Raw genomic sequence first — 19,045 nt, forward strand, 5'->3', positions numbered from 1 at the left:
CCGGCACGTCAGCGCCCGGCTACCCTTTCCTCCAGCGCCGCCTTCACCGCCGCCACCGGCGCCGTCCAATCGCCCAGGCGCGTCTGCCGGAACAGGCGCAGGGACGGGTACCAGGGGCTGGTGTCGCCCCTGTCGTGCCAGCGCCAGTCGGTGGTGGGGGACAGCAGCAGGAAAGCGGGCACATCCAGCGCGCCGGCCAGGTGGATGCAGGCGCTGTCGGAGCCGATGACCAGGTCCAGCCCGGCCACCAGGGCGGCGGTGTCGGCCCAGTCGCGGATGGAGGCGGCGGCGTCGCGGATGCGGCCAGGGGGGATGGCCGGATCGGTCAGGGCGGCCTTGGCCGGGCCCATCTGCAGGCTGACGAACTCCACACCCGGCACGTCCAGCAGCGGCAGCAAGGGGGCGAGGCCGGGCGAGCGCCAGTGGTCGTCGGGGAAGTCTGGATTGCCCTGCCAGAACAGGCCGACGCGCAGGCCCCGCTTGGGGCCCAGCATCTGCGCCCAGCGCAGCTTGCGGCCGGGGTCGGCTTTAAGGTAGGGGCCGGTCCAGGGCACGGCGGCAGGGTCGGGGCAGAAGCGGCCGGGCAGGTCCATCATGGGCACCTGTGCATCCCAGGGCAGGGGGGTGGTGGAGGCCGCACCCGGCGCCGGTGTCTGCGCGTCCACCACCACGGCGCCATAGCCCTGGGCCGCCACCAGCGGGGCCAGGCCGGCCGGCACCTCGATGGTCAGGCGGGCGCCGGCGGCGGTCAATTGGGTCAGGAAGCGCAGGCACATCAGGGTGTCGCCCACCCCCTGCTCATGCCACACCAGCAGGCGCAGGCCGGCCGGGCTGCCCATGGATGCGCTGGTTGACCAGGCCGGCAGGCCCTGGTGCCGGGGCGGCTTGGCGGCGGAGGGCCAGCGCCAGCGATAGTGCGCGAAGCCTTCTCGGTAGCGGCCCAGGCGCAACAGGCATAGGGCCACGCCGAAATTGGCCACCGGATCCTGCGGCGCCAGGGTGGCGGCCACCTGGAAGGCGGCCAGCGCCTCCTCCGACCGGCCCAGCAGGCGCAGCAGAACGCCCAGGTCGCGGTGGGGCAGCAGGGCGTCCGGTCGGCGGCGCGCCGCCTCCGACAGATGGGCCTCCGCCTCCTCAAAGCGGAACAGGCTGGTCAGGGTGTTGGCCAGGGCGCAGCGGGGCAGGGGGGCGTCGGGGGCGGCGCTGACGGCGCGGGACAGCAGGCTGACGGCCTCCGCCGCGTCGCCGGCCCGGCGTTTCAGTTCCCCCAGATTGTTCAGGGCCAAGGTGTTGAAGGGATCGCGCGCCAGGACGTGGCGGTACCAGGTCTCCGCCTCGCCTCCTCGGCCCAGCCGTTCGCACAGGCGCGCCAGCTCCGTCACCGTGGGCAGGTCGTCGGGTGTCCGTTCCACGCAGGCGCGCAGGGCGTCGGCGGCGGCCGACAGCCGCTCCAGCCGGGCCAGCAGGCGGGCCATGTTGCGCAGGGCGTCGGCATGGCCGGGGTTCAGGCGCAGGGCCTGGGTGTAGGCGGTCAGCGCCTCATCCGTGCGGCCCAGCGTGTCCAGCACTTGGGCGTGGTTGGCATGGAAGTCCGCCACGCCGGGGCGCGACGCGATGGCCCGGACGATCAGGGGCTCCGCCTCCGCCGCCCGTCCCGCCTGGGCGGTGGCGACCCCCAGCAGGTGCAGGGCGTCCGGCTGCTCCGGCTCCTGCGCCAGCAGCGAGGAATAGAGCGCGCCGGCATCCGCCAGGCGGCCCGCCCGGTGATGCTCCAGCGCCACCGCCAGGACCTCCCCGACGGTGCGCATACTCCGGGTCCTGGGTGCCTCGGGTGCCATACCCTAGTGATATCTCCTAGGGCGCGGGCACGCTAGCGGCGGAGGTCACATCCCTTTGGTTACATTCGGTCCGGTCTGGGCTTCTGCGGGCGTGTCCTCGGCCGTCGCCCGGTGGCGCGGGCGGAACCAGCGCATAAGGCGGGGCCATAGACCCTCTGGCGGGCCGGTTTCTTCCTGAGGGGCTTCCGCCTCCGGTCCGTCTTCCACCGCCTCCTGGCCGACCGTCGTCTCCGCCGGTGGGACCACCTGCTGTCGCATCTCCGCGAAGTCGGCGACCGCCTGGCCCTGCAGCATGCGGATGCCCGCGTCCAGGGCGTGATGGACCAGAGCCAGGCTGTCGCAATGGGTCAGGATGCAGCGGTCGGCGCCCAAGGTGCGGACCAGCTGGCGCAAGGTGGCGCCGCTCGGCACCGTGTGCGGCCGCAAGGCGGCCGGCGCCTCTCCACTTGTGGCGGAAACTGCCGGCATCAGCCGCAACAGCACATCCTTGGGCAACGTGGCCTCGGCCGCCCGGTCCACCGGGACGTGATCCAACACCATCAGGCATTGACGGCGCCGGCCAACGGCCAAGGCCTCTTCCACCGCGTCGGGGGCCACCAGCCACTCGGTGTACGGAAGCTCGATCGCCAGGCGGGCATGCCAATGGGCCGGCAGTTCGTCCAGCAGGGCCGCGAAGCTCCCCTGACGCACGCTGCCGGCGTGAAGCTTGATGGCGATGGGCAAGCGCGGCGATGTGTCGTCATGCAGCAGATGGTGCAGCATGCGCCGGTCCAGGATTTCGGTCACGCGGGCGTGCATCCAAGGGGCGCCGATGATGGTTACGTCGAACAGCCGTTCCAGCGCGGTCAGGTCCACCGTCTGTTCCAGCATGATCGGCTCCAGCGAGATACCGTCGTCACCAACCCTGTAAACGGGTTGGTGGCGGATCAGGGATGACAGGTCCGCCCCGTGCAGTCCGCGTTCGATGCGCAGCAGGGCGACCACCTCATCCGTGGCCGGTGACGGCGCGGCCAGGGATTTGTCGCCCAACAGGATGCGCAGGCAGGCGACCAGAGGCTTGGCCTCACCGGGCAGATCAAACCAATGGACGTCGACCTTCCCCTGGTGCGCATCGGCGAACACGGTGCAGACACGGTCGGTCGCGGCCAGCAATGTCTCGCCGCTGTCCGCATCGCCGATAAGAAGCCAGCCATAGGAGCCTATGCCATAAGTATTAATCCCAACGGCATGATCATTGGCTGCTGCGACCGCCTTTAATTCCGCATCAACAATTCTGTGGATGACTGGTTCATAGGCATCCACAACCCCCGACAGATCAAGCAATGCTGCCCGGCATTCCTGCTTATTCTGTATAATACTGGCGACATGCGCCAGTACGTCCGGCGTATTTGTGGCCATGATCTGTATCCCCCGCGGCTAATATGGCCATCTGCGCCTCATTTCGGCGCTATGGTTATTGTACATCCGCTTACAGATCTGTTGTGATGATTTGAATCAATTGGATTTTTGCGCTCTGCGCTACATTTGAAGGCGCGATGCGGTGAGCGTTAATTGCCGATCGCAATATCAACTCTTGCCCGGGTGCCGACAATCGACGTCATGCGGGCGCCTTTCCGTGACGCGCCGTCTGTGACTGGACCACCATGACTGATCTCTGGCACCCCGAAGGAGCACGTCCTGAGCTGGGGAAGACCGGTACAGCATCCGCGCCGATGCCCAAACGGCCGAACCCAGCCAAGTTCACCACGCTGCCGCCCCCGGCGGAGGAGTCGGAGGAATGGGTCATCAGTTACATGGACATGGTCACACTGCTGATGGTCGTCTTCCTAGGTATGGTGGCGATCCTGGGCATGAAGGGACGGCTGGTCGCCAAGCCGGTGGATGCCGGCACCGTCGCGGCCCGGCACGACGACTCAGCCCCGGAGGAAGTTTCCAACCCCCGGGGTGAGGCATTTTCCGACGAACGACAGCCGGCCGCCTCGGCGCCCACTGATGGCACGTCCGGCGGAGGGCCTGTCCTGACACCGGCGGCCCAGGCCCTGCTGACTCAGTTGGAGGCGGCGGGAAAACCGGCCGACCTTGACGTCATCCTGTCGGATCGCAAGCTGACGATCGCCATCAAGGACCGTATCCTGTTCGCTTCCGGCAAGGCGGACCTGGCCCCGCCCGGCCGGCAGCTGCTGGCGAATGTGGCCCGCAGCCTGCGCGTGCTGACGGGTGTCATCGCGGTCGAAGGCCATACCGATGATGTCGCGATCGCCACGGCCCGCTTTCCCACCAACTGGGAACTGTCCTCCGCCCGCGCCAGCGCCGTGGTGCGGGAACTGATCGCCAACGGGGTGGAGCCTGGACGCCTGCGGGCGGTGGGCTACGCCGACACCAGGCCCCTGGACGTGCACGACCGGGCGGCGAACCGGCGGGTGACCATCGTGGTCGAGCGTTGAGGGCTGCGCTCGGGACCAGGTATCGCTACCCTGCGCGACATCCCGGATTTAATCCCTCACGGAAGGCCCCCCATGTCCCAGGAAGAAGATCTGCGCCGCATCGCCTTGCAGGAACAGCGCCTGGTGTTCGGGCGCTTCGGGCAGGAGGAGGCCTGGGCCCTGGGCGTGTGGTTGCGCCAGGCGGGGCTGGAGCGTGGCGGGGTGCTGGTGGTGGATGTGTCGCTGCACCGCCAGCAGCTGCTGCGCCTGGCGGTGGGACCGGCCACGCCGGACCATGATGACTGGGTTCGCCGCAAGCGGGCCACCGCGCTGCACTTCGCCCGCAGCTCCTACGCCATCGGCCTGAGCCTGGCGCAGCAGGGCACGACCTTGGAGATCAAGAGCGGCCTGCCGCATCGCGACTACGCCAGCCACGGCGGTGCCGTGCCCCTGGTGGTGGCGGGCGCCGGCTGCATCGGCGCGCTGACCGTCTCCGGCCTGCCGCAACGTGAGGATCACACGCTGGCCATGGCGGCGCTGGCCCATGTGCAGGGCCGCGACATCAGCGACATCGCGTTAAGCTAACATCAAATGAAAACGGCGGCGCACTCAGCGCCGCCGTAGACCGCGACCGCGGTCGCCGGAGATTTCCGGGGAGCGATAGCGGACTGGAAATCGAGGACCAGCCAAGCCGACGGATGTCGGCGCCCGGCGTTTGAGGGAATTTTACCGGTCTAAGGTGATCGGCCCGTCGCGGGTGGTCCCGGTGTTGGACTCGGGCGCCTTGGTCAGGGTGTCGCCCCGGCTGCGCTTTTCCTCGTGCTTGCCGTAGATCTTGTCCAGGCGCTCAAACTCCGCTTTGTGGAAGGCCTCGACCTCCTCCCGGTTGCCGAACTGGGGGGCGGTGATGATGATGTCGTCGATGGGGCCGTCGGTGCGCGGTGGTTCGACCGCATCGGGATCCTTGGCCGGGGCGGGCGGGGCAGCCACCTTGACCACCGAGGTGGGTAGGCCGTTCTTGTCCAGGACGGGCTTGGGCGCGTCGGTCTGCGGCGCCGGCGCTGCGGCAGGCTGCTGGGCCTGGGCGGCGGGGGCGGCGAGAACCGTCAGGGCGAGCGCCGCCGTGCCCAGCAGGGCGGGCAGGGGACGGGCGGAAGAAAGCCAGGTACGGGCGAGCACGGGGAAAAACTCCGCAGCGACGGTCATATAGCTTACCACGTGGGACCGCCCTGCCAACTGTTCCCTGCCCAATGACCATGCGCGCGTCCGTTGCAGATAGGGCAGGGGTGGGGTGGTTGAAAAGCGGCCATCCGCCGCCCCGCGGTACCGCAATGGGCAAAGGGTGCGCACGCCAGGGGTTAAGGCCAAGGGTGAAGGAGAAGCTGGTGCCGGTCTTTGATGAGTATATCGGGATCGATTGGACAGGGGCCCTGCCCGCCCGGGGTATCGCGATCGCCCGCGTCCGGCCGGATGAGGCCGCGGTTCACCTGGTGCCGCCGCCCGGCCGGCACTGGAGCCGCCGCGAGGCCATGGACTGGGTGGGTGAACGCCTGGCGGATCATCACCGCGCCGGCGCCCGCGCCCTGGTGGGCATCGACTGCGGCTTTTCCCTGCCCTATGTGCCGGGCGTGGGCTACCTGGACGGCCGCGCCGGCGGGGTGGACGACATGATGGGCCTGTGGGACCTGGTGGATGAGGCCGCCGGCGACAGTATTGGCGCCGATGACTTTTGCGGCACCCCGGCGCTAGCCGACCCGCGCCTGGGCCCCAGCTTCTGGCTGGCGGGACGGCGGCCCGCGCACTGGACGGACGCGGAAGGCGGGGGCAAGCGCCGCCGGGTGGAACTGGTGGCCGCCCGTACCGGCGCCGGCACCCCCGTTTCCGTCTTCAACCTGGCGGCGGCGTCCAAGCAGGTGGGCAAGGCCTCGCTGGCCGGCATGCGCTCGCTGCGCCACCTCAAGGGGCGCCTGGGCGATGCTCTGGCGGTGTGGCCGGCGGAAGCGCTGACGGGGCCGGGGGGCGTGGCCCGGTCGGCGGTCACGGAGATCTATCCCACCCTGTTCCGGCGCCGGACGCACGGCCTGGCCAAGATTCGCGACTGGGCGGATATGGCGGCGGCTCTGGCAAAGGTTGGCTGCCATGCGGGGGCGGGGGTGCCGGCGGCCTTTGACGACCACGCGGGGGATGCCATGATCGCCGCCGCCGGCATGATGCGCTGGGCGTCCCTTGACGATGTCTGGGCGCCCAAGGGGCTGGACACCGGCACGGCGCGGCGCGAAGGATGGATTTTTGGCGTCACCGGCGATATGTCGGGTGGCGACATCGCCATTGGCGGGGCCGCCGCCTTCGGGGGTCGGGGATGAACCAGGTTATCGTCGTCGCCGTGGGCGGCGCCTTGGGCTCGGTGCTGCGCTATCTGTCGCAGGTGTGGCTGGGGCGCTGGCTGGGGCTGGATTTCCCCTGGGGCACGCTGTTCGTGAACGTCGCGGGCTCCGTGCTCATGGGCGTGCTGGCGGAGGCCGCGGGCCGGGCGTGGCATCCCTCGCCGGAGCTGCGCGCCTTCCTGACGGTGGGCATACTGGGCGGGTTCACCACCTTCTCCTCCTTCTCGCTGGACATCGGCACGCTGGTGTCGCGGGGGGATTGGCCGGTGACGATGCTGTATTTCATGGCGACGCTGGTGGTCGGCGTCGGCGGTCTTTTTGTGGGCATGGCCCTGGTACGTGCGGTGATGTCATGAGTGATGAGGGTGGCCGTAAGGTCGAGACGCGGACGGTGACCGCTGACGAGGCGGAGATGCGTCTGGACCGCTGGTTCAAGCGGCATTTCCCGGCGCTGAGCCATATCCAGCTGGAAAAGCTGCTGCGCACCGGCCAGGTGCGGGTGGACGGCGGCCGCGTCAAGGGCGCCACGCGCCTGGAGGCCGGGCAGTCCGTGCGCATCCCCCCCATGCCCGACCTGGCGCCCCTGGCGCCGGGCACCGTGACGCGCAAGGAACGGCCGGTCCTGTCGGACAAGGAAGTGAAGGCCCTGCGCGACGCGGTGCTGTACCGCGACGGCGACGTCATCGTGCTGAACAAACCCGCCGGCCTGGCGGTGCAGGGCGGTACCGGCCAGAACAAGCACCTGGACGCCATGCTGGACGTCCTGACCTTCGACGGGAAGGAGCGGCCCAAGCTGGTCCACCGCCTGGACAAGGATACCAGCGGCTGTCTGGTGCTGGCCCGCACCAGTTTCGCCGCCACCCGCCTGGCCGGCTACTTCCGGGGCAAGGAAGCGCGCAAGTACTACTGGGCCGTCACCGTCGGCGTGCCCAAGCAGTACCAGGGCAAGATCGACGCCGCCCTGGCCAAGGAAGCCGGCACGCGCGGCGAGCGCATGGCGGTGGACGAGGATGAGGGCGCGCGGGCCGTCACCCTGTACCAGGTGATCGAGAATGCGCACCGGCAGGCCGCCTTCGTCGCCCTGTGGCCGTTGACCGGCCGCACCCATCAGCTGCGTGCCCACATGGTGGCCATCGGCACGCCCATCCTGGGCGATGGCAAATACGCGGGGCAGGAGGCCTTCCTGCCCGGTGGTGCCGAGCTGCCGCGCCAGTTGCACCTGCACGCCCGCCGCATCGTCATCCCCAACCCGCGCGGCGGCAAACCCATCGACGTGACCGCCAACCTGCCGCCGCATATGGCCAAGACCTGGGAATATTTCGGCTTCGATATGAAAGACGGCGATCCTTTCGCCAGCTACGCCTGACCCCATGTCCGCCTTCAACCGCCTGGCCCTGTTCGATTGTGACGGCACACTGGTGGACAGCCAGCACGCCATCATCGCCGCCATGGCTGCGGGCTTCGCCAGCCAGGGCCTGACGCCGCCGACCGACGAGGCCGTGCGGCGCCAGGTGGGCCTGTCGCTGGAGGTTGCCGTGCTGGGCCTGCTGCCCGAAGGGGTGGGGGCGGGCGCCGTGGCCGGCATCGTCGCGGCCTATAAGGACGCGTTCTTTGAGAACCGGGCCAACGGCATCGCGCAAGAACCGCTTTACCCAGGCCTGGTGGCCGCGCTGGACGCGCTGGAGACGGCGGGTTTCCTGCTGGGCATCGCCACGGGCAAGTCGCACCGGGGCCTGGTCGCCACGTTGAACCATCACGGCCTGGGCGGGCGCTTCATCACCCTGCAGACGGCCGACCGCGCCCAGGGCAAGCCCTCGCCAGACATGGCCCTGAAGGCGATGGCGGAGGCGGGGGCCGACCCGACCACCACCGTGGTCATCGGCGACACCAGTTACGACATGCAGATGGCACGTAATGCCGGGGCCGCCGCCCTGGGCGTGGCCTGGGGCTATCACGCGCCGCAGAGCTTGCTGGCGGCCGGTGCCGCCCGCGTCTGCCACGATTATGCCGAGGTGCCGGCGGCGGTGGCTGCCCTGGTGGCGGCCTGAAATGTCGGGTGTGAGACTGGGAACGATCTGATGAAGCGGATTTACAAGACGGTGGCCGTGGTGCCCGGCACGCATGGTGGCTGGCAGGTACAGCTGGACGCCCGCATCCTGAAGTCGCCGGCCAAGGCCGACCTGGTGTTGCCCACCGAGGCACTGGCCCGGGCGGTGGCGGCGGAGTGGGACGCCCAGGGCGACACCGTCGTGCCGGACAGCATGCCCATGATGCAGTTGGCGTCCACCTGCGTCGATCGGGTGGGGCCGCAGCGCGCCACCATCCTGGACGGGGCGGCCGCCTATGGCGGCACCGACCTGTTGTGCTACCGCGCCGCTGAGCCGGCGAAGCTGGCCGAACGGCAAACGCGCGCCTGGCAGCCGCTGCTGGACTGGGCGGCGTTGCGCTACGACGCCCTGCTGCAGACCACCACCGGCATCATGCACCGCGCCCAGGATCCGGTGGCCTTGAACGCGCTGAAGCGTGCGCTGGAGGCACTGGACGACTGGCAGCTGACCGGTGTGCAGAATGCCGTGGCGCTGACCGGATCGCTGGTGTTGGGCCTGGCACTGTTCGAGGGCCGCATCGACGCCGACCAGGCCTTCGAGTTGGCTGAACTCGACGAGTCGTTCCAAATTGAGCAGTGGGGCGAGGATGATGAGGCCAGGGACCGGCGCGCGTCGCTGAAGGCCGACCTCGCTGCCAATTTACGTTACCTGGAGTTCCTGAAGGCCTGAACCGGCGGCCACCAGAAAACATTGGAACTGGGCGCGCGGGGCCCCTTTATATGCAGTGCAACAGCCGTTCTGCCCCGCATATTGAGGAACCGCCCCCCATGACGTTCGACCAGCTTGAAGCCAAGATGCGCGCCTCGCTTTCCCAGTTCACCGGCTTGGGCGCCAAGGTGAAGTTCGACTTCGGCACCGACGGGGCCCTGTTCCTGGATGCGACCAAGGTGCCCACCGTGTCCCGCGATCCGGTGGACGTGAACACCACCCTGAAGATCTCGCTGGCCGACTTCGTGAAGCTGAGCGAAGGCAAGCTCAGCCCCACCCTGGCCTTCACCTTTGGCAAGCTGAAGGTCCAGGGCGACATGGGCGTGGCCCTGAAGCTGGCCGGCATGCTCGACGACTGAGTTCTGGTAGCCCCCAAACGGCGGGCGACCGCCGCCTGAGGGCGAGCCATACTCACCGCGGCGTGATGGCTTGGGCGAAGCGGAAGAGGGAGGTTGGGTCCACCGCCTCCTTCACCTTCTGCAGATCCGGGTAATTTTCCGCGTAATAGGCGGCCTTCCAATCCTTCAGCGAGGCGTCGGGGAAGTTCTGGTAGGCGCCGCCGCCGGTGGTCAGCGCGCGCACGCCGGCATAGAACTTGTCCTGCCAGGCCAGGTTCTCCGTGACCAGGGTGGGGCTGTCCTTCAGCGCCCACCAATTGACCTCGCTGGAGAACAGCCAGTCGTATCCCCGGTGCACGAAGGCAGTGTCCTTGCGGCCGACCTTGTTCACGGCACCACCGACCTGGAAGAACTTGAAGGCCGAGGCCATGCTGGTGCCCGGCATGGCCTTGCCGCTGGCGATCAAGTTCGCCACGACGGTTTCAGTCAGGTCGCCGGTGTTCAGGAAGGTCGACTGTTCCCGGTAGTAATAGGGGAAGGTCTCCTCCGACAGGATGTCCTGCGCCTGCCAATAGGGCATGTCGGCGTGGATGCTGCGCTTCTCCGCCTGCTCCCACAGCCAGGGGCCAAACAGGTCGGCCAAGGGCGGGGTGCCGGCATGGGCCTGGCCCAGGATGGAAACGCTGAGGCCCTTGCCCAGGCGGCGATCCTCGCGTGACGGCACGGTCACGGAAATCTTGCTGCCGAAGCCGTTGGGGGCGGTCTGCAACTGGTGCAGCAGGCCGTGCAACACCCGCTCCAGGTCCCGGGTCCAGGTGATCTCGAACACCGTGACGGTGCTGACGGGATAGGTCTCCACCGTGAAGCTGGTGTTGATGCCGAAGTTGCCGCCGCCGCCGCCTTGGCAGGCCCACAGCAATTCCTTGTGGCTGTCGGCGCTGGCGCTGACCCGCTCGCCATCCGCCAGCACCAGCTCGGTACCGCGCATCAGGTCCGATCCGATGCCGTAGAGGCGCATGTTGAAGCCGATGCCGCCCCCCAGCAGGAAACCGGCGGCGCCCACGCCGTCGCAACGGCCGTGGGTGACGGTACGGCCCATGCGCTCCAGCGCCTTGTAGACCAGGCTGTTAATGGTGCCGCCCCGGATTTCCACCCGCTGCTCATCCAGCTTGGTGATGCCGGCCATGGGCGACATGTCGATCAGCAGGCCATGGGTGGTGGAGAAGCCGGCATAGTTGTGCCCGCCGGAGCGTACGGCGAAGGGCGTGTTGGTCTTCTTGGCCCACTTGAGGCAGGCGCTCACATCCTCCGCCCTGATGCAACGGGCGATGCCGGCCGGCCGCGTGGCGTAGCGCAGGTTGTTGGGCCGCGAATAATCGCCAAAGAACGGGTCATCCGGCAGGACGACGTTACCCTTCAGTTCGCGCGCCAGGTCGGCCCAGGCGCCCTTGCCGGGATTGTGCGTCTGTGGGTGCAGTTCCACGCCGGGGTCGGCCAGAAACTGCTGCGCCCTGGCCGGCATCGGCAGGCTGGCGCCCACCGCCAAGGCGCCCAGCCCTTTGAGGATGGATCGCCGCGCCGTCGCCGTCTCGAATGTCCCCACCACATACCTCCCCTTAATTGAGAATTACTACCGGAGTAATTCTCTCATTTGGGGCGGCGTTGCAAGGGGTCAGCGCTTGAGGCTGAGCCAGACGTTATGGCCGTCGTGGAAGGAGGTCACCTCCACCGTCTCCCCCGTCATCAGGTCCAGCGGCCGGCGCGGCAGGTAAAGGCCGGGCTGCCAGCCCGACGCTTCGGTGGGGGTAAGGGGGCTGTTCTCGAATTCCACCCCGTCCCACAGCTTCAGCCATATCCACTGCAGCAGGCCGACGCACCGGCCATCGGCGGTCACCGGTACGGCCAAGTGACTGCGCCAGCTTTGCCCTGGCTGGGGATCGGCCAAGTCCACGGTCAGGGCCTGGAAGGGGGCCGACAGCGGCGTGAAGGGCACGACACGGTCAAGCCGGACGGCGCGGGGGGCCAGGCGGTTGAACTCGCCAAGGTCGAAGCCGCACGCCTCCTCCACGAAGAAGGCCCGCTCCATCACCCGGCTTTCGGCCAGCAGGGCCCGCACGCCGCCGGCCTGGGGGATGATGCGCGCCTCGGGTGTCAGCAGTCGGTCCTTGGCGTCGCGCACCGCCGGCAGCACCCGTTCCGACAGCAGGTCGCTGGACAGGATTTCAGAGACCAGCAGGTCGGCCGGGCGCGGCAGATCCTTGCCCACGGTCACGGTGCCGGACGGTTTGGCGATGACGGTGACGCGGTCGGCGTAGCCGTTGGTGGCGATGATGGCGCGCGCCGTCTCGGCAATGACGGGATCGGCCTCGCAGGTATAAACATGGCCGGCGCCGGCCCGGGCCGCCATCATGGCCAGCAGGCCGGAGCCGGTGCCGATCTCCAGCACGATGTCGCCCGGGCGCACGGCGGCGGTGAGGGCCGCCTCATAGGCCGCGTTGCGCTCGATGTCGTTCATCATCGGTACGTGCCAGCGGGGCGTCAGGGCGGTGCGCAGCTTGGCCAGCTGCAGTTCCGCCTCGATGAAGTCCGGCTTAAGCTCCAGCGCCGTCTCGGTGTGCACCACCGCTTCCGCCAGGCGGCCCAGGTCGCGCAGGGCCGCCGCCAGGTTGAAGCGGTTGATGGGGTCGTCCGGCTCCGCCGCCACGGCGCGGGCGAAGCTCTCCGCCGCCTCGTTGGCGTGGCCCAGCTTCTGGTGGCAGAGGCCGATGTTGAAGTCGCGGCCGCGCCAGGTGGGGTCCAGGCTGACGGCCTTGCGGAAGGCGTCCAGCGCCTCTTTCCACTGGCCCAGATGCTTGCGCACCGTGCCCAGGTTCCAGTGCACGGCGGAGGCGCGCGGCAGCATGCGGGCCACCTCGCGGTACACGGCCTCCGCCTCCGCCCAGCGGCCCTGGTTCTGATGCTCCACCCCCTGGGCGAACAGTTCCTCGGCGGGGACGGTGGGGACGGCGGGCGGCTTGGTCGGCTTGGCCATGGGGCAGGCGTTCTTCCAATAAGGGGTCAGGGCTTCAGGCTGCGGCCGAAGCGGCTGGTCCAGTCGCCGCCGGGGCAGGTCAGGTCACTTTCGGCCTTGCAGAAATGGTTGGTGTAGGCGGTGAACTGCGCGCGCGCGATCACCCGGTCCAGCGGCACGAACCCCAGGTCGGGATAGGGAAAGCGGCTGTCCTGGCTGTTGTCGCGATTGTCACCCATCAGGAAGACATGGCCGGCGGGCACGGTGTAGACGCCGGTGTTGTCGGCCGGACCTTCATCGCTGCGCTGCAGGACGGCATGGCGGGCCAGGCGGCCGTCGGTGGCCGGCAGGTCCTCCACATATTCCGTCACATGCACGGTACGGCCGTGATCGTCGCGATAATCGTAGGCGCCCGTCTCATGCCGGCCGATCACTTGGCCGTTCAGCACCAGCCGCCCATGGGCGATCTGTACCGTGTCGCCCGGCAGGCCGATGACCCGCTTCACCAGGGCCTCCGGCGCGCCCTCCGGCTTCAGCACGACGATGTCGCCACGCTGCGGCAGGTGGGACAGCAGGCGACCGTCGGCGGTGGGGATGAACCCCTCCGGCAGGGTGATGTCGGGGGAATGGCGGCTGTAGCCGTAGGCGTACTTGGCGGCGATGAAGTGGTCCCCCACCGCCAGGGTGGGCAGCATGCTTTCCGATGGCACGTAGTAGCTGCCGAAGGCGAAGGCCCGGAACGACAGGACGCAGACGCCCCAGATCAGGATGAAGCGACCCCATTCCAGTACCGCGCGCCGCATCGCCTTCCTCCGTTCCCTGATCGCAGGCCCGCCGGGCCGTTGGCGGCGATGATGCCGAAGGGCCCCGGGCCTTGTCCATCACGGCGTTGCCGCACGGGAGCCGGACGCTGCCTTGATCGTTGGCGTCGAAGGGTGGCGGAGGCTATATCCTTGACCCCGTTGATCCTTCGCTGAGGGAGCCTGTCATGGCCGAACCCGCCGACCGTATCGCCACCCACGTCATCCTGCACGGCCGGGTCCAGGGCGTCTTCTACCGCAACTGGACGGTTGAGCAGGCGCTGGAACTGGGCTTGGACGGGTGGGTGCGCAACCGGAACGACGGCACGGTGGAGGCCCTGTTCGCCGGTCCGCCCGCCGCCGTGGCGGACATGGTGACCCGCTGCCGCCGGGGGCCCACCCATGCCCGGGTGACCGAGGTGGATGCAACGCCAGGAACCGATCCGGGCGCCACCGGTTTTCACAAGCTGCCGAGTGTTTAGTGCGCCCTCAGGCGCCGGGCGGGCGCATCCGCGCCCTTGGCTATTCTCACTTTCCGGTCCGCTGCGCTTCCCGGAAAGTTCCGGCGACCGCGGTCGCGGTCTACGGCGGAGTTAAAGCTGATGCCGCCGATCAAAAAACAAAGGCCGCGTGGCCTGGTCAGGCGGCACGCGGCCTTTTGACGTTTGGGAACGTCAGCGGGCTAACTGGCCGCCGCCTGCTGCCGGGCCTCGTTGGGATCGCGCAGGACGTAGCCGCGGCCCCAGACGGTTTCGATGTAGTTGCTGCCGTCCGTCGCCTGCGCCAGCTTCTTGCGCAGCTTGCAGACGAAGACGTCGATGATCTTCAACTCCGGCTCATCCATGCCGCCATAGAGATGGTTCAGGAACATCTCCTTGGTCAGGGTGGTGCCCTTGCGCAGGGATAAGAGTTCCAGGATGCCGTATTCCTTGCCCGTCAGGTGCAGGGGCTGGCCCGCCACCTCGACCGAGCGCGTGTCCAGGTTCACGGTCAGCGCGCCGGTGCGGATGACGCTTTCCGAATGGCCCTTGCTGCGGCGGACGATGGCCTGCATGCGGGCCAGCAGCTCGCGCTTGTCGAAGGGCTTGGTCAGGTAGTCGTCGGCACCGAAGCCCAGGCCCTTCAGCTTGGCGTCCAGCTCCGTCAGGCCGGAGAGGATCAGGATGGGCGTGGTCACCCGGGCCGAGCGCAGGCGCCGCAGCACCTCATACCCGTCGATGTCGGGCAGCATCAGGTCCAGGATGATGATGTCGTAGTCATACAGCTTGCCGATCTCCAGGCCGTCTTCGCCAAGATCGGTTATGTCAACGATGAACCCTTCGGATTTGAGCATCAATTGGATGCTCTTGGCCATCGACGGATCGTCTTCTACGACCAGTACTCTCATGGGCGTCTTCCTTGAAAGGGGTGTAGTCTCAAGGGAGCGGGGAGGTTAACTGGCGACTAGGTTAACAGATGCCGCGGCATTATGCTACGCGGGTAAGGCTATCCTTTAGCTATCCCACCCGTTGTGGGCACCACTCCGGAACCCGTCGCGAGATTGGGACGATCCGGGGCCGTAACAGCTTGATAACACCGGATTTAGGGCGTGAGAGACGGGCCATGATGTACGATCCCAACCTCCTGATCCCCGAGATAGAGGCGCTGGCCCCCTTCAAGATCTTCGGGCGGGTCACGTCGGTGCTGGGCATGCTGGTGGAGGTCGGTGGCGTGGAACGCCGGCTGTCCATCGGCGGACGGTGCCGCGTCATCTCGCGCGGGGGACGGCCCGTGCCGTGCGAGGTGGTCGGTTTTCGCAACGGCAAGGCCCTGCTGCTGCCCTACGGCACGCTGGAGGACATCGGCCTGGGCTGCCGCGCCGAGGTGAGCGAGGGCCAGCCCGAGATCAACCCCACGCCCGCCTGGCTGGGCCGGGTGATCAACGCCCTGGGTGAGCCGCTGGACGGCAAGGGGCCCTTGCCCCTGGGCCCCGTGGGCAACCCGATCAAGGCAGCACCCCCGCAGGCCAGCACCCGCAAGCGGGTGGGGGAGAAGATCGACCTGGGCGTGCGCTCCATCAACACCTTCCTGTCCTGCTGCCGTGGGCAGCGCATGGGCATCTTCGCCGGTTCCGGCGTGGGCAAGTCGGTGCTGATGTCCATGCTGGCGCGCTATACCGCCGCTTCCGTCACCGTCATCGGTCTCATCGGCGAACGCGGACGCGAGGTGCAGGAATTCATCGAGGACGACCTGGGGGAAGAAGGCCTGGCCCGCAGCGTGGTGGTGGTGGCCACCAGCGACGAGCCGCCGCTGATGCGCCGCCAGGCCGCCTACATGACCTTCGCCGTGGCGGAGCATTTCCGCGACCAGGGGCTGGACGTGCTGTGCATGATGGACAGCGTCACCCGCTTCGCCATGGCCCAGCGCGAGATCGGCCTGTCCGCCGGCGAGCCGCCCACCACCAAGGGCTATCCGCCCACCGTGTTCGCCGAGCTGCCGCGCCTGCTGGAACGGGCGGGCCCGGGGGCGGGCGACGGCACCATCACCGGTCTGTTCACCGTACTGGTGGACGGCGACGACCATAACGAGCCCATCGCCGACGCCGTGCGCGGCATCCTGGACGGCCATATCGTCATGGAGCGCCGCATCGGCGAGCGCGGGCGCTATCCCGCCATCAACATCCTGCGCAGCGTCTCGCGCACCATGCCGGACTGCAACACGGATGAGGAGAACGCGCTGGTGATCGCCGCCCGCCGGCTGATGTCCTCCTACAGCGATATGGAGGAGATGATCCGCCTGGGTGCCTATCGCCGGGGCAGCGATCCGCAGGTGGACCGCGCCATCGAGCTGAACCCCCACATCGAAGGCTTCCTGCGCCAGGGCCGGCACGAGCGCAGCGACCTCGCCACCGGCTACGCCCAGCTGCAGGCCATCCTGAACGGCGCCAGCTGGCCCGTCTGAGCCGAACCAGGATCACCCTAACCCATGAAAAGCCTGAAGGCCCTGATCCGGCTGCACAAGAACCAGGTGGACGACAAGCGCCGCCACCTGACGCAGTTGCGCGACCAGGAGGACCGGCTGACCCTGCAACGCCAGCAGTTCGAGGCGCAGGTGGAGATGGAGCGCCAGCTGTCCGGCACCTCCGTCGACATGGCGATGGCCTTCGCCAGCTACCTTCCCCAGATCAAGCTGCGCCGCAACGCCATGGAGACGGCGCGCCAGCAGCTGATGATCGCCCTGCGGCGGGCGGAGGAAGATCTGGCCCAGGCCTTCCAGGAACTGAAGCGCTTCGAACTGGCGGAGGAAGAGCGCATCCGCAAGGAGAAGGCGGAACTGGCCCGCAAGGAGGCCATGATGCTGGATGAGGTCGCCGCCCAGCGCCACCTGCGCCAGCAGGAAGAGGGCGGGATGGGGGAGGAGTAGGACGCCCGGTCGGAAGGAATACCCAGATATTTCCCGGCCCACCGGCGGTTGAAACTGCTCCCTCGTCCTTTACATCGGTGCAGCGGGAGGACGTGTCCCGATATCCCAGGTTGAACCTTCCCGGCGGTGGAGGTGAACGTGTTGGCCTTCGACAAGGACGGTTGGGCGGTGGATCCCAAGATCACTGTAGCGCGCCGGCCCAATCTAGCGCATGGCCGCATGACAACGGTCAGCGGCATCATCGTCCATCAGACGGGCGCCAGCACGGCGTCGTCCACCCTCAACAGTTATTTGCAGGATGGCGCCAATGGTGCGCATTTCCTGATCGACAAGAACGGCGATATCTACCAGACCGGGTCCGTCTTCTGGCGGCAATGGCATGTGGGCAAGCTGAAGCCGCGCTGTATGCTGGAAAAGCGCTGCACACCGGTCGAGGTGAAGAACTTCGCGCATATGACCTACGCCGAGATCAACGCCTATGAGGCGAAGAAGGCGGTGCCGGATCGCTATCCGTCGAACGACGATTCCATCGGGATCGAGTTGGTCGGCGCCCCCACGGGGACCGGGCCCAATCAGGGCTATGAGACCGTGACGGCGGAGCAGAACGCGTCCCTGGCTTGGCTGGTCAAGGAGCTGACGGAGAAATTCGGCGTGCCGATGACGGAGGTGTTCCGCCATCCCGCCGTGTCCCGCAAGAACGAGCACGAGGCGGAGTCCGCGCGATGGTAAGGTTTTCGGCCCTTCTGGTGACGCTGCTGCTGGTTGCGCAGACCTCCGCCCAGGCCAAGCCCACGTCCTTTGTCATCAAGCGCGTGCATGTCGAGCAGGCCGGACTCTGGCAGGAAAAGTCGGACGGTGACGAAACCAGGGAGAGGTGCGCCCGTTTTCATTTGAGCGATAAGGCGGCCACGCGCTGGTTCGCCAAGGCCAAGGAGGTGACGGAGCATGCCTGGCGGGAGGAGCTGGATTGGACCCAGTGCTTCGCCAAGGGCACGCTGACGACGGCAGACGGCAAGACCTACGCCTGGGACCTGGACCGCTCCGGCCGGGGGCAGGTCAAGGTCTCCGACACCGTCTCGACCTACCTGTCGGGGCCTGAGCTGCCTTTCGCGAAATAGCCTTCAGTTGAAATCATCGGGGTGCGGACCCAGGCGGCCGCGCGGGTCGTCCAGGCCGGCGATGCGGGCCTTGTCCGCCTCATCCAGGCGGAAATCGAAGACGGCGATGTTCTCGCGGATGCGGTGCGGGGTGGCGGACTTGGGGATGACGCCGAGGCCCAGGTCCAGGTGCCAGCGGATGACGATCTGCGCCGCCGTCCGTTCATGCTTGCGCGCGATTTCCACCAGCACCGGGTGGTCCAGCAGCTTGCCCTGGCCCAGCGGGCTCCACGACTGGGTGACGATGCCGTGTTCCTCGTGGAAGGCGCGCAGTTCGCGCTGCTGGAACCGGGGATGCAGCTCGATCTGGTTCACGGCCGGCACCACGCCCGTCTCTTCGATCAGCTGGGCCAGTTGAAGGGTGGTGAAATTGGAAACGCCGATGGACCGGGCCTTGCCCGTTTCCCGCAGGGCGATCAGCGCCCGCCATGTCTCCACATAGCGCGCGCGGGCCGGTGTCGGCCAATGGATGAGATAGAGGTCCACGGCGGGCAGGCCCAGGCGCGACAGGCTGTGGTCCAGTGCCACCACCGGCGCCTCCGTGCCATGGCTGTCGTTCCACAGCTTGGTGGTCACGAACAGGCTGCGGGCGGTGATGCCGGTGCTGCGCAGGCCCCGGCCCACGCCGGCCTCATTGCCGTAGATGGCGGCGGTGTCCACCAGCCGATACCCGGCTTCCAGGGCCGTGCCCACCACGGGGGCGGCCTGGCTGTCCGGCGTCTGCCAGACGCCCAGGCCCAGCTGGGGCATGACGCGGCCGTCGTTCAGGGTGAGGGTGGGCTGGTTGTCCATGGGGCACGTCCCGCTTGTTCACGTCCGAGTGTTCATGGCTGAGGGCGTTAACCAAGGTGGGGCGGCCTGGCCTCGAAACAAGGGG

The 19,045-nt window shown here is 68.1% G+C and carries 21 protein-coding genes; 13 read left to right on the forward strand and 8 right to left on the reverse strand.

All coding sequences use genetic code 11. The features are described 5' to 3' along the window. Positions 1 to 8 precede the first annotated feature (8 nt). Positions 9 to 1,808 carry a tetratricopeptide repeat protein gene (locus FBZ88_RS06990; RefSeq protein ID WP_186464253.1) on the reverse strand — a complete coding sequence of 600 codons (1,800 nt, stop codon included), beginning with the start codon at positions 1,806 to 1,808 and terminating at the stop codon, positions 9 to 11. Positions 1,809 to 1,883: 75 nt separating this feature from the next. Beyond that, a complete protein-coding gene (locus FBZ88_RS06995; RefSeq protein WP_186464254.1) occupies positions 1,884 to 2,990 on the reverse strand; it encodes a hypothetical protein in 1,107 nt (368 codons plus the stop codon). A gap of 560 nt (positions 2,991 to 3,550) precedes the next feature. Here FBZ88_RS06995 and FBZ88_RS07000 point away from each other — a divergent pair. Together FBZ88_RS07000 and FBZ88_RS07005 are read left to right on the forward strand one after the other, a co-directional pair. Continuing rightward, positions 3,551 to 4,282 (forward strand): OmpA/MotB family protein, encoded by a 732-nt coding sequence (locus tag FBZ88_RS07000; protein WP_186464255.1) that lies wholly within the window; start codon positions 3,551 to 3,553, stop codon positions 4,280 to 4,282. A 72-nt stretch (positions 4,283 to 4,354) separates the two neighbouring features. Then, positions 4,355 to 4,846, forward strand: coding sequence for a heme-degrading domain-containing protein (locus FBZ88_RS07005; RefSeq protein WP_145616047.1), 492 nt, complete (start codon positions 4,355 to 4,357; stop codon positions 4,844 to 4,846). Positions 4,847 to 4,987: 141 nt separating this feature from the next. Here FBZ88_RS07005 and FBZ88_RS07010 read toward each other — a convergent pair whose 3' ends face one another. Then, on the reverse strand, positions 4,988 to 5,467 hold the full coding sequence (locus FBZ88_RS07010) for a hypothetical protein (RefSeq protein WP_145616048.1): 480 nt from the start codon (positions 5,465 to 5,467) through the stop codon (positions 4,988 to 4,990). A 179-nt stretch (positions 5,468 to 5,646) separates the two neighbouring features. On the opposite strand from FBZ88_RS07010, the gene FBZ88_RS07015 reads away from it, so the two are divergent. The 6 genes from FBZ88_RS07015 (at position 5,647) to FBZ88_RS07040 (ending at position 9,820) form a co-directional block, all read left to right on the forward strand. Beyond that, complete coding sequence (locus FBZ88_RS07015; RefSeq protein ID WP_145616049.1) at positions 5,647 to 6,624, forward strand: hypothetical protein; 978 nt, start codon at positions 5,647 to 5,649, stop codon at positions 6,622 to 6,624. Continuing rightward, entirely contained in the window at positions 6,621 to 7,001 is a 381-nt protein-coding gene (crcB, locus tag FBZ88_RS07020) for a fluoride efflux transporter CrcB (RefSeq protein WP_145616050.1), read from the forward strand. The genes FBZ88_RS07015 and crcB overlap by 4 nt, the downstream gene beginning before the upstream one ends. Continuing rightward, positions 6,998 to 8,011: an RluA family pseudouridine synthase gene (locus tag FBZ88_RS07025; protein ID WP_145616051.1), complete on the forward strand. Its 1,014-nt coding sequence runs from the start codon at positions 6,998 to 7,000 to the stop codon at positions 8,009 to 8,011. The genes crcB and FBZ88_RS07025 overlap by 4 nt, the downstream gene beginning before the upstream one ends. A gap of 4 nt (positions 8,012 to 8,015) precedes the next feature. Then, positions 8,016 to 8,693 (forward strand): HAD-IA family hydrolase, encoded by a 678-nt coding sequence (locus FBZ88_RS07030; protein ID WP_145616052.1) that lies wholly within the window; start codon positions 8,016 to 8,018, stop codon positions 8,691 to 8,693. A gap of 30 nt (positions 8,694 to 8,723) precedes the next feature. Next, positions 8,724 to 9,422 (forward strand): ATP12 family chaperone protein, encoded by a 699-nt coding sequence (locus FBZ88_RS07035; RefSeq protein WP_145616053.1) that lies wholly within the window; start codon positions 8,724 to 8,726, stop codon positions 9,420 to 9,422. Between the two features lie 98 nt (positions 9,423 to 9,520). Beyond that, positions 9,521 to 9,820 (forward strand): SCP2 sterol-binding domain-containing protein, encoded by a 300-nt coding sequence (locus FBZ88_RS07040; RefSeq protein WP_088871739.1) that lies wholly within the window; start codon positions 9,521 to 9,523, stop codon positions 9,818 to 9,820. A gap of 52 nt (positions 9,821 to 9,872) precedes the next feature. Here FBZ88_RS07040 and FBZ88_RS07045 read toward each other — a convergent pair whose 3' ends face one another. The 3 genes from FBZ88_RS07045 to lepB form a co-directional block, all read right to left on the reverse strand. Continuing rightward, a complete protein-coding gene (locus FBZ88_RS07045) occupies positions 9,873 to 11,402 on the reverse strand; it encodes an FAD-binding oxidoreductase (RefSeq protein ID WP_145616054.1) in 1,530 nt (509 codons plus the stop codon). A 69-nt stretch (positions 11,403 to 11,471) separates the two neighbouring features. After that, positions 11,472 to 12,830 (reverse strand): tetratricopeptide repeat protein, encoded by a 1,359-nt coding sequence (locus FBZ88_RS07050; RefSeq protein ID WP_145616055.1) that lies wholly within the window; start codon positions 12,828 to 12,830, stop codon positions 11,472 to 11,474. A 26-nt stretch (positions 12,831 to 12,856) separates the two neighbouring features. Beyond that, positions 12,857 to 13,612, reverse strand: coding sequence for a signal peptidase I (lepB, locus tag FBZ88_RS07055; RefSeq protein WP_145616056.1), 756 nt, complete (start codon positions 13,610 to 13,612; stop codon positions 12,857 to 12,859). A 185-nt stretch (positions 13,613 to 13,797) separates the two neighbouring features. Between lepB and FBZ88_RS07060 the strand changes: the two genes are divergently transcribed. Continuing rightward, positions 13,798 to 14,091, forward strand: coding sequence for an acylphosphatase (locus FBZ88_RS07060; protein WP_145616057.1), 294 nt, complete (start codon positions 13,798 to 13,800; stop codon positions 14,089 to 14,091). 200 nt (positions 14,092 to 14,291) lie between these two features. Here FBZ88_RS07060 and ctrA read toward each other — a convergent pair whose 3' ends face one another. After that, complete coding sequence (gene ctrA / locus FBZ88_RS07065) at positions 14,292 to 14,996, reverse strand: response regulator transcription factor CtrA (protein ID WP_145616058.1); 705 nt, start codon at positions 14,994 to 14,996, stop codon at positions 14,292 to 14,294. A 215-nt stretch (positions 14,997 to 15,211) separates the two neighbouring features. Between ctrA and fliI the strand changes: the two genes are divergently transcribed. The 4 genes from fliI to FBZ88_RS07085 all read left to right on the forward strand — a co-directional run bounded on the left by fliI (position 15,212) and on the right by FBZ88_RS07085 (position 18,129). Continuing rightward, on the forward strand, positions 15,212 to 16,549 hold the full coding sequence (gene fliI, locus FBZ88_RS07070) for a flagellar protein export ATPase FliI (protein WP_145616059.1): 1,338 nt from the start codon (positions 15,212 to 15,214) through the stop codon (positions 16,547 to 16,549). Between the two features lie 24 nt (positions 16,550 to 16,573). Further along, positions 16,574 to 17,011: a flagellar FliJ family protein gene (locus FBZ88_RS07075; protein ID WP_145616060.1), complete on the forward strand. Its 438-nt coding sequence runs from the start codon at positions 16,574 to 16,576 to the stop codon at positions 17,009 to 17,011. Positions 17,012 to 17,149: 138 nt separating this feature from the next. After that, a complete protein-coding gene (locus tag FBZ88_RS07080; RefSeq protein WP_246138546.1) occupies positions 17,150 to 17,740 on the forward strand; it encodes a peptidoglycan recognition protein family protein in 591 nt (196 codons plus the stop codon). Then, positions 17,734 to 18,129 (forward strand): hypothetical protein, encoded by a 396-nt coding sequence (locus tag FBZ88_RS07085; RefSeq protein ID WP_145616062.1) that lies wholly within the window; start codon positions 17,734 to 17,736, stop codon positions 18,127 to 18,129. Before FBZ88_RS07080 ends, FBZ88_RS07085 begins: the two co-directional genes overlap by 7 nt. 3 nt (positions 18,130 to 18,132) lie before the next feature. Here FBZ88_RS07085 and FBZ88_RS07090 read toward each other — a convergent pair whose 3' ends face one another. Continuing rightward, entirely contained in the window at positions 18,133 to 18,960 is an 828-nt protein-coding gene (locus FBZ88_RS07090) for an aldo/keto reductase (RefSeq protein ID WP_145616063.1), read from the reverse strand. Positions 18,961 to 19,045 lie beyond the last annotated feature (85 nt).

Source organism: Nitrospirillum bahiense (assembly GCF_007828025.1).
GTDB classification, from domain to species: domain Bacteria; phylum Pseudomonadota; class Alphaproteobacteria; order Azospirillales; family Azospirillaceae; genus Nitrospirillum; species Nitrospirillum amazonense.

What these genes read in the sequence shown, in the direction of transcription:
- FBZ88_RS07030 (WP_145616052.1), top strand. Translation starts at nt 8,016, where the DNA reads ATGTCCGCCTTCAACCGCCTGGCCCTGTTCGATTGTGACGGCACACTG.
- FBZ88_RS07025 (WP_145616051.1), top strand. Translation starts at nt 6,998, where the DNA reads ATGAGTGATGAGGGTGGCCGTAAGGTCGAGACGCGGACGGTGACCGCT.
- FBZ88_RS06990 (WP_186464253.1), bottom strand. Translation starts at nt 1,808, where the DNA reads ATGCGCACCGTCGGGGAGGTCCTGGCGGTGGCGCTGGAGCATCACCGG.
- fliI (WP_145616059.1), top strand. Translation starts at nt 15,212, where the DNA reads ATGATGTACGATCCCAACCTCCTGATCCCCGAGATAGAGGCGCTGGCC.
- FBZ88_RS07000 (WP_186464255.1), top strand. Translation starts at nt 3,551, where the DNA reads ATGCCCAAACGGCCGAACCCAGCCAAGTTCACCACGCTGCCGCCCCCG.
- FBZ88_RS07035 (WP_145616053.1), top strand. Translation starts at nt 8,724, where the DNA reads ATGAAGCGGATTTACAAGACGGTGGCCGTGGTGCCCGGCACGCATGGT.
- FBZ88_RS07075 (WP_145616060.1), top strand. Translation starts at nt 16,574, where the DNA reads ATGAAAAGCCTGAAGGCCCTGATCCGGCTGCACAAGAACCAGGTGGAC.
- FBZ88_RS07060 (WP_145616057.1), top strand. Translation starts at nt 13,798, where the DNA reads ATGGCCGAACCCGCCGACCGTATCGCCACCCACGTCATCCTGCACGGC.
- FBZ88_RS07050 (WP_145616055.1), bottom strand. Translation starts at nt 12,830, where the DNA reads ATGGCCAAGCCGACCAAGCCGCCCGCCGTCCCCACCGTCCCCGCCGAG.
- FBZ88_RS07005 (WP_145616047.1), top strand. Translation starts at nt 4,355, where the DNA reads ATGTCCCAGGAAGAAGATCTGCGCCGCATCGCCTTGCAGGAACAGCGC.
- FBZ88_RS07040 (WP_088871739.1), top strand. Translation starts at nt 9,521, where the DNA reads ATGACGTTCGACCAGCTTGAAGCCAAGATGCGCGCCTCGCTTTCCCAG.
- FBZ88_RS07010 (WP_145616048.1), bottom strand. Translation starts at nt 5,467, where the DNA reads ATGACCGTCGCTGCGGAGTTTTTCCCCGTGCTCGCCCGTACCTGGCTT.
- ctrA (WP_145616058.1), bottom strand. Translation starts at nt 14,996, where the DNA reads ATGAGAGTACTGGTCGTAGAAGACGATCCGTCGATGGCCAAGAGCATC.
- FBZ88_RS07090 (WP_145616063.1), bottom strand. Translation starts at nt 18,960, where the DNA reads ATGGACAACCAGCCCACCCTCACCCTGAACGACGGCCGCGTCATGCCC.
- lepB (WP_145616056.1), bottom strand. Translation starts at nt 13,612, where the DNA reads ATGCGGCGCGCGGTACTGGAATGGGGTCGCTTCATCCTGATCTGGGGC.
- crcB (WP_145616050.1), top strand. Translation starts at nt 6,621, where the DNA reads ATGAACCAGGTTATCGTCGTCGCCGTGGGCGGCGCCTTGGGCTCGGTG.
- FBZ88_RS07085 (WP_145616062.1), top strand. Translation starts at nt 17,734, where the DNA reads ATGGTAAGGTTTTCGGCCCTTCTGGTGACGCTGCTGCTGGTTGCGCAG.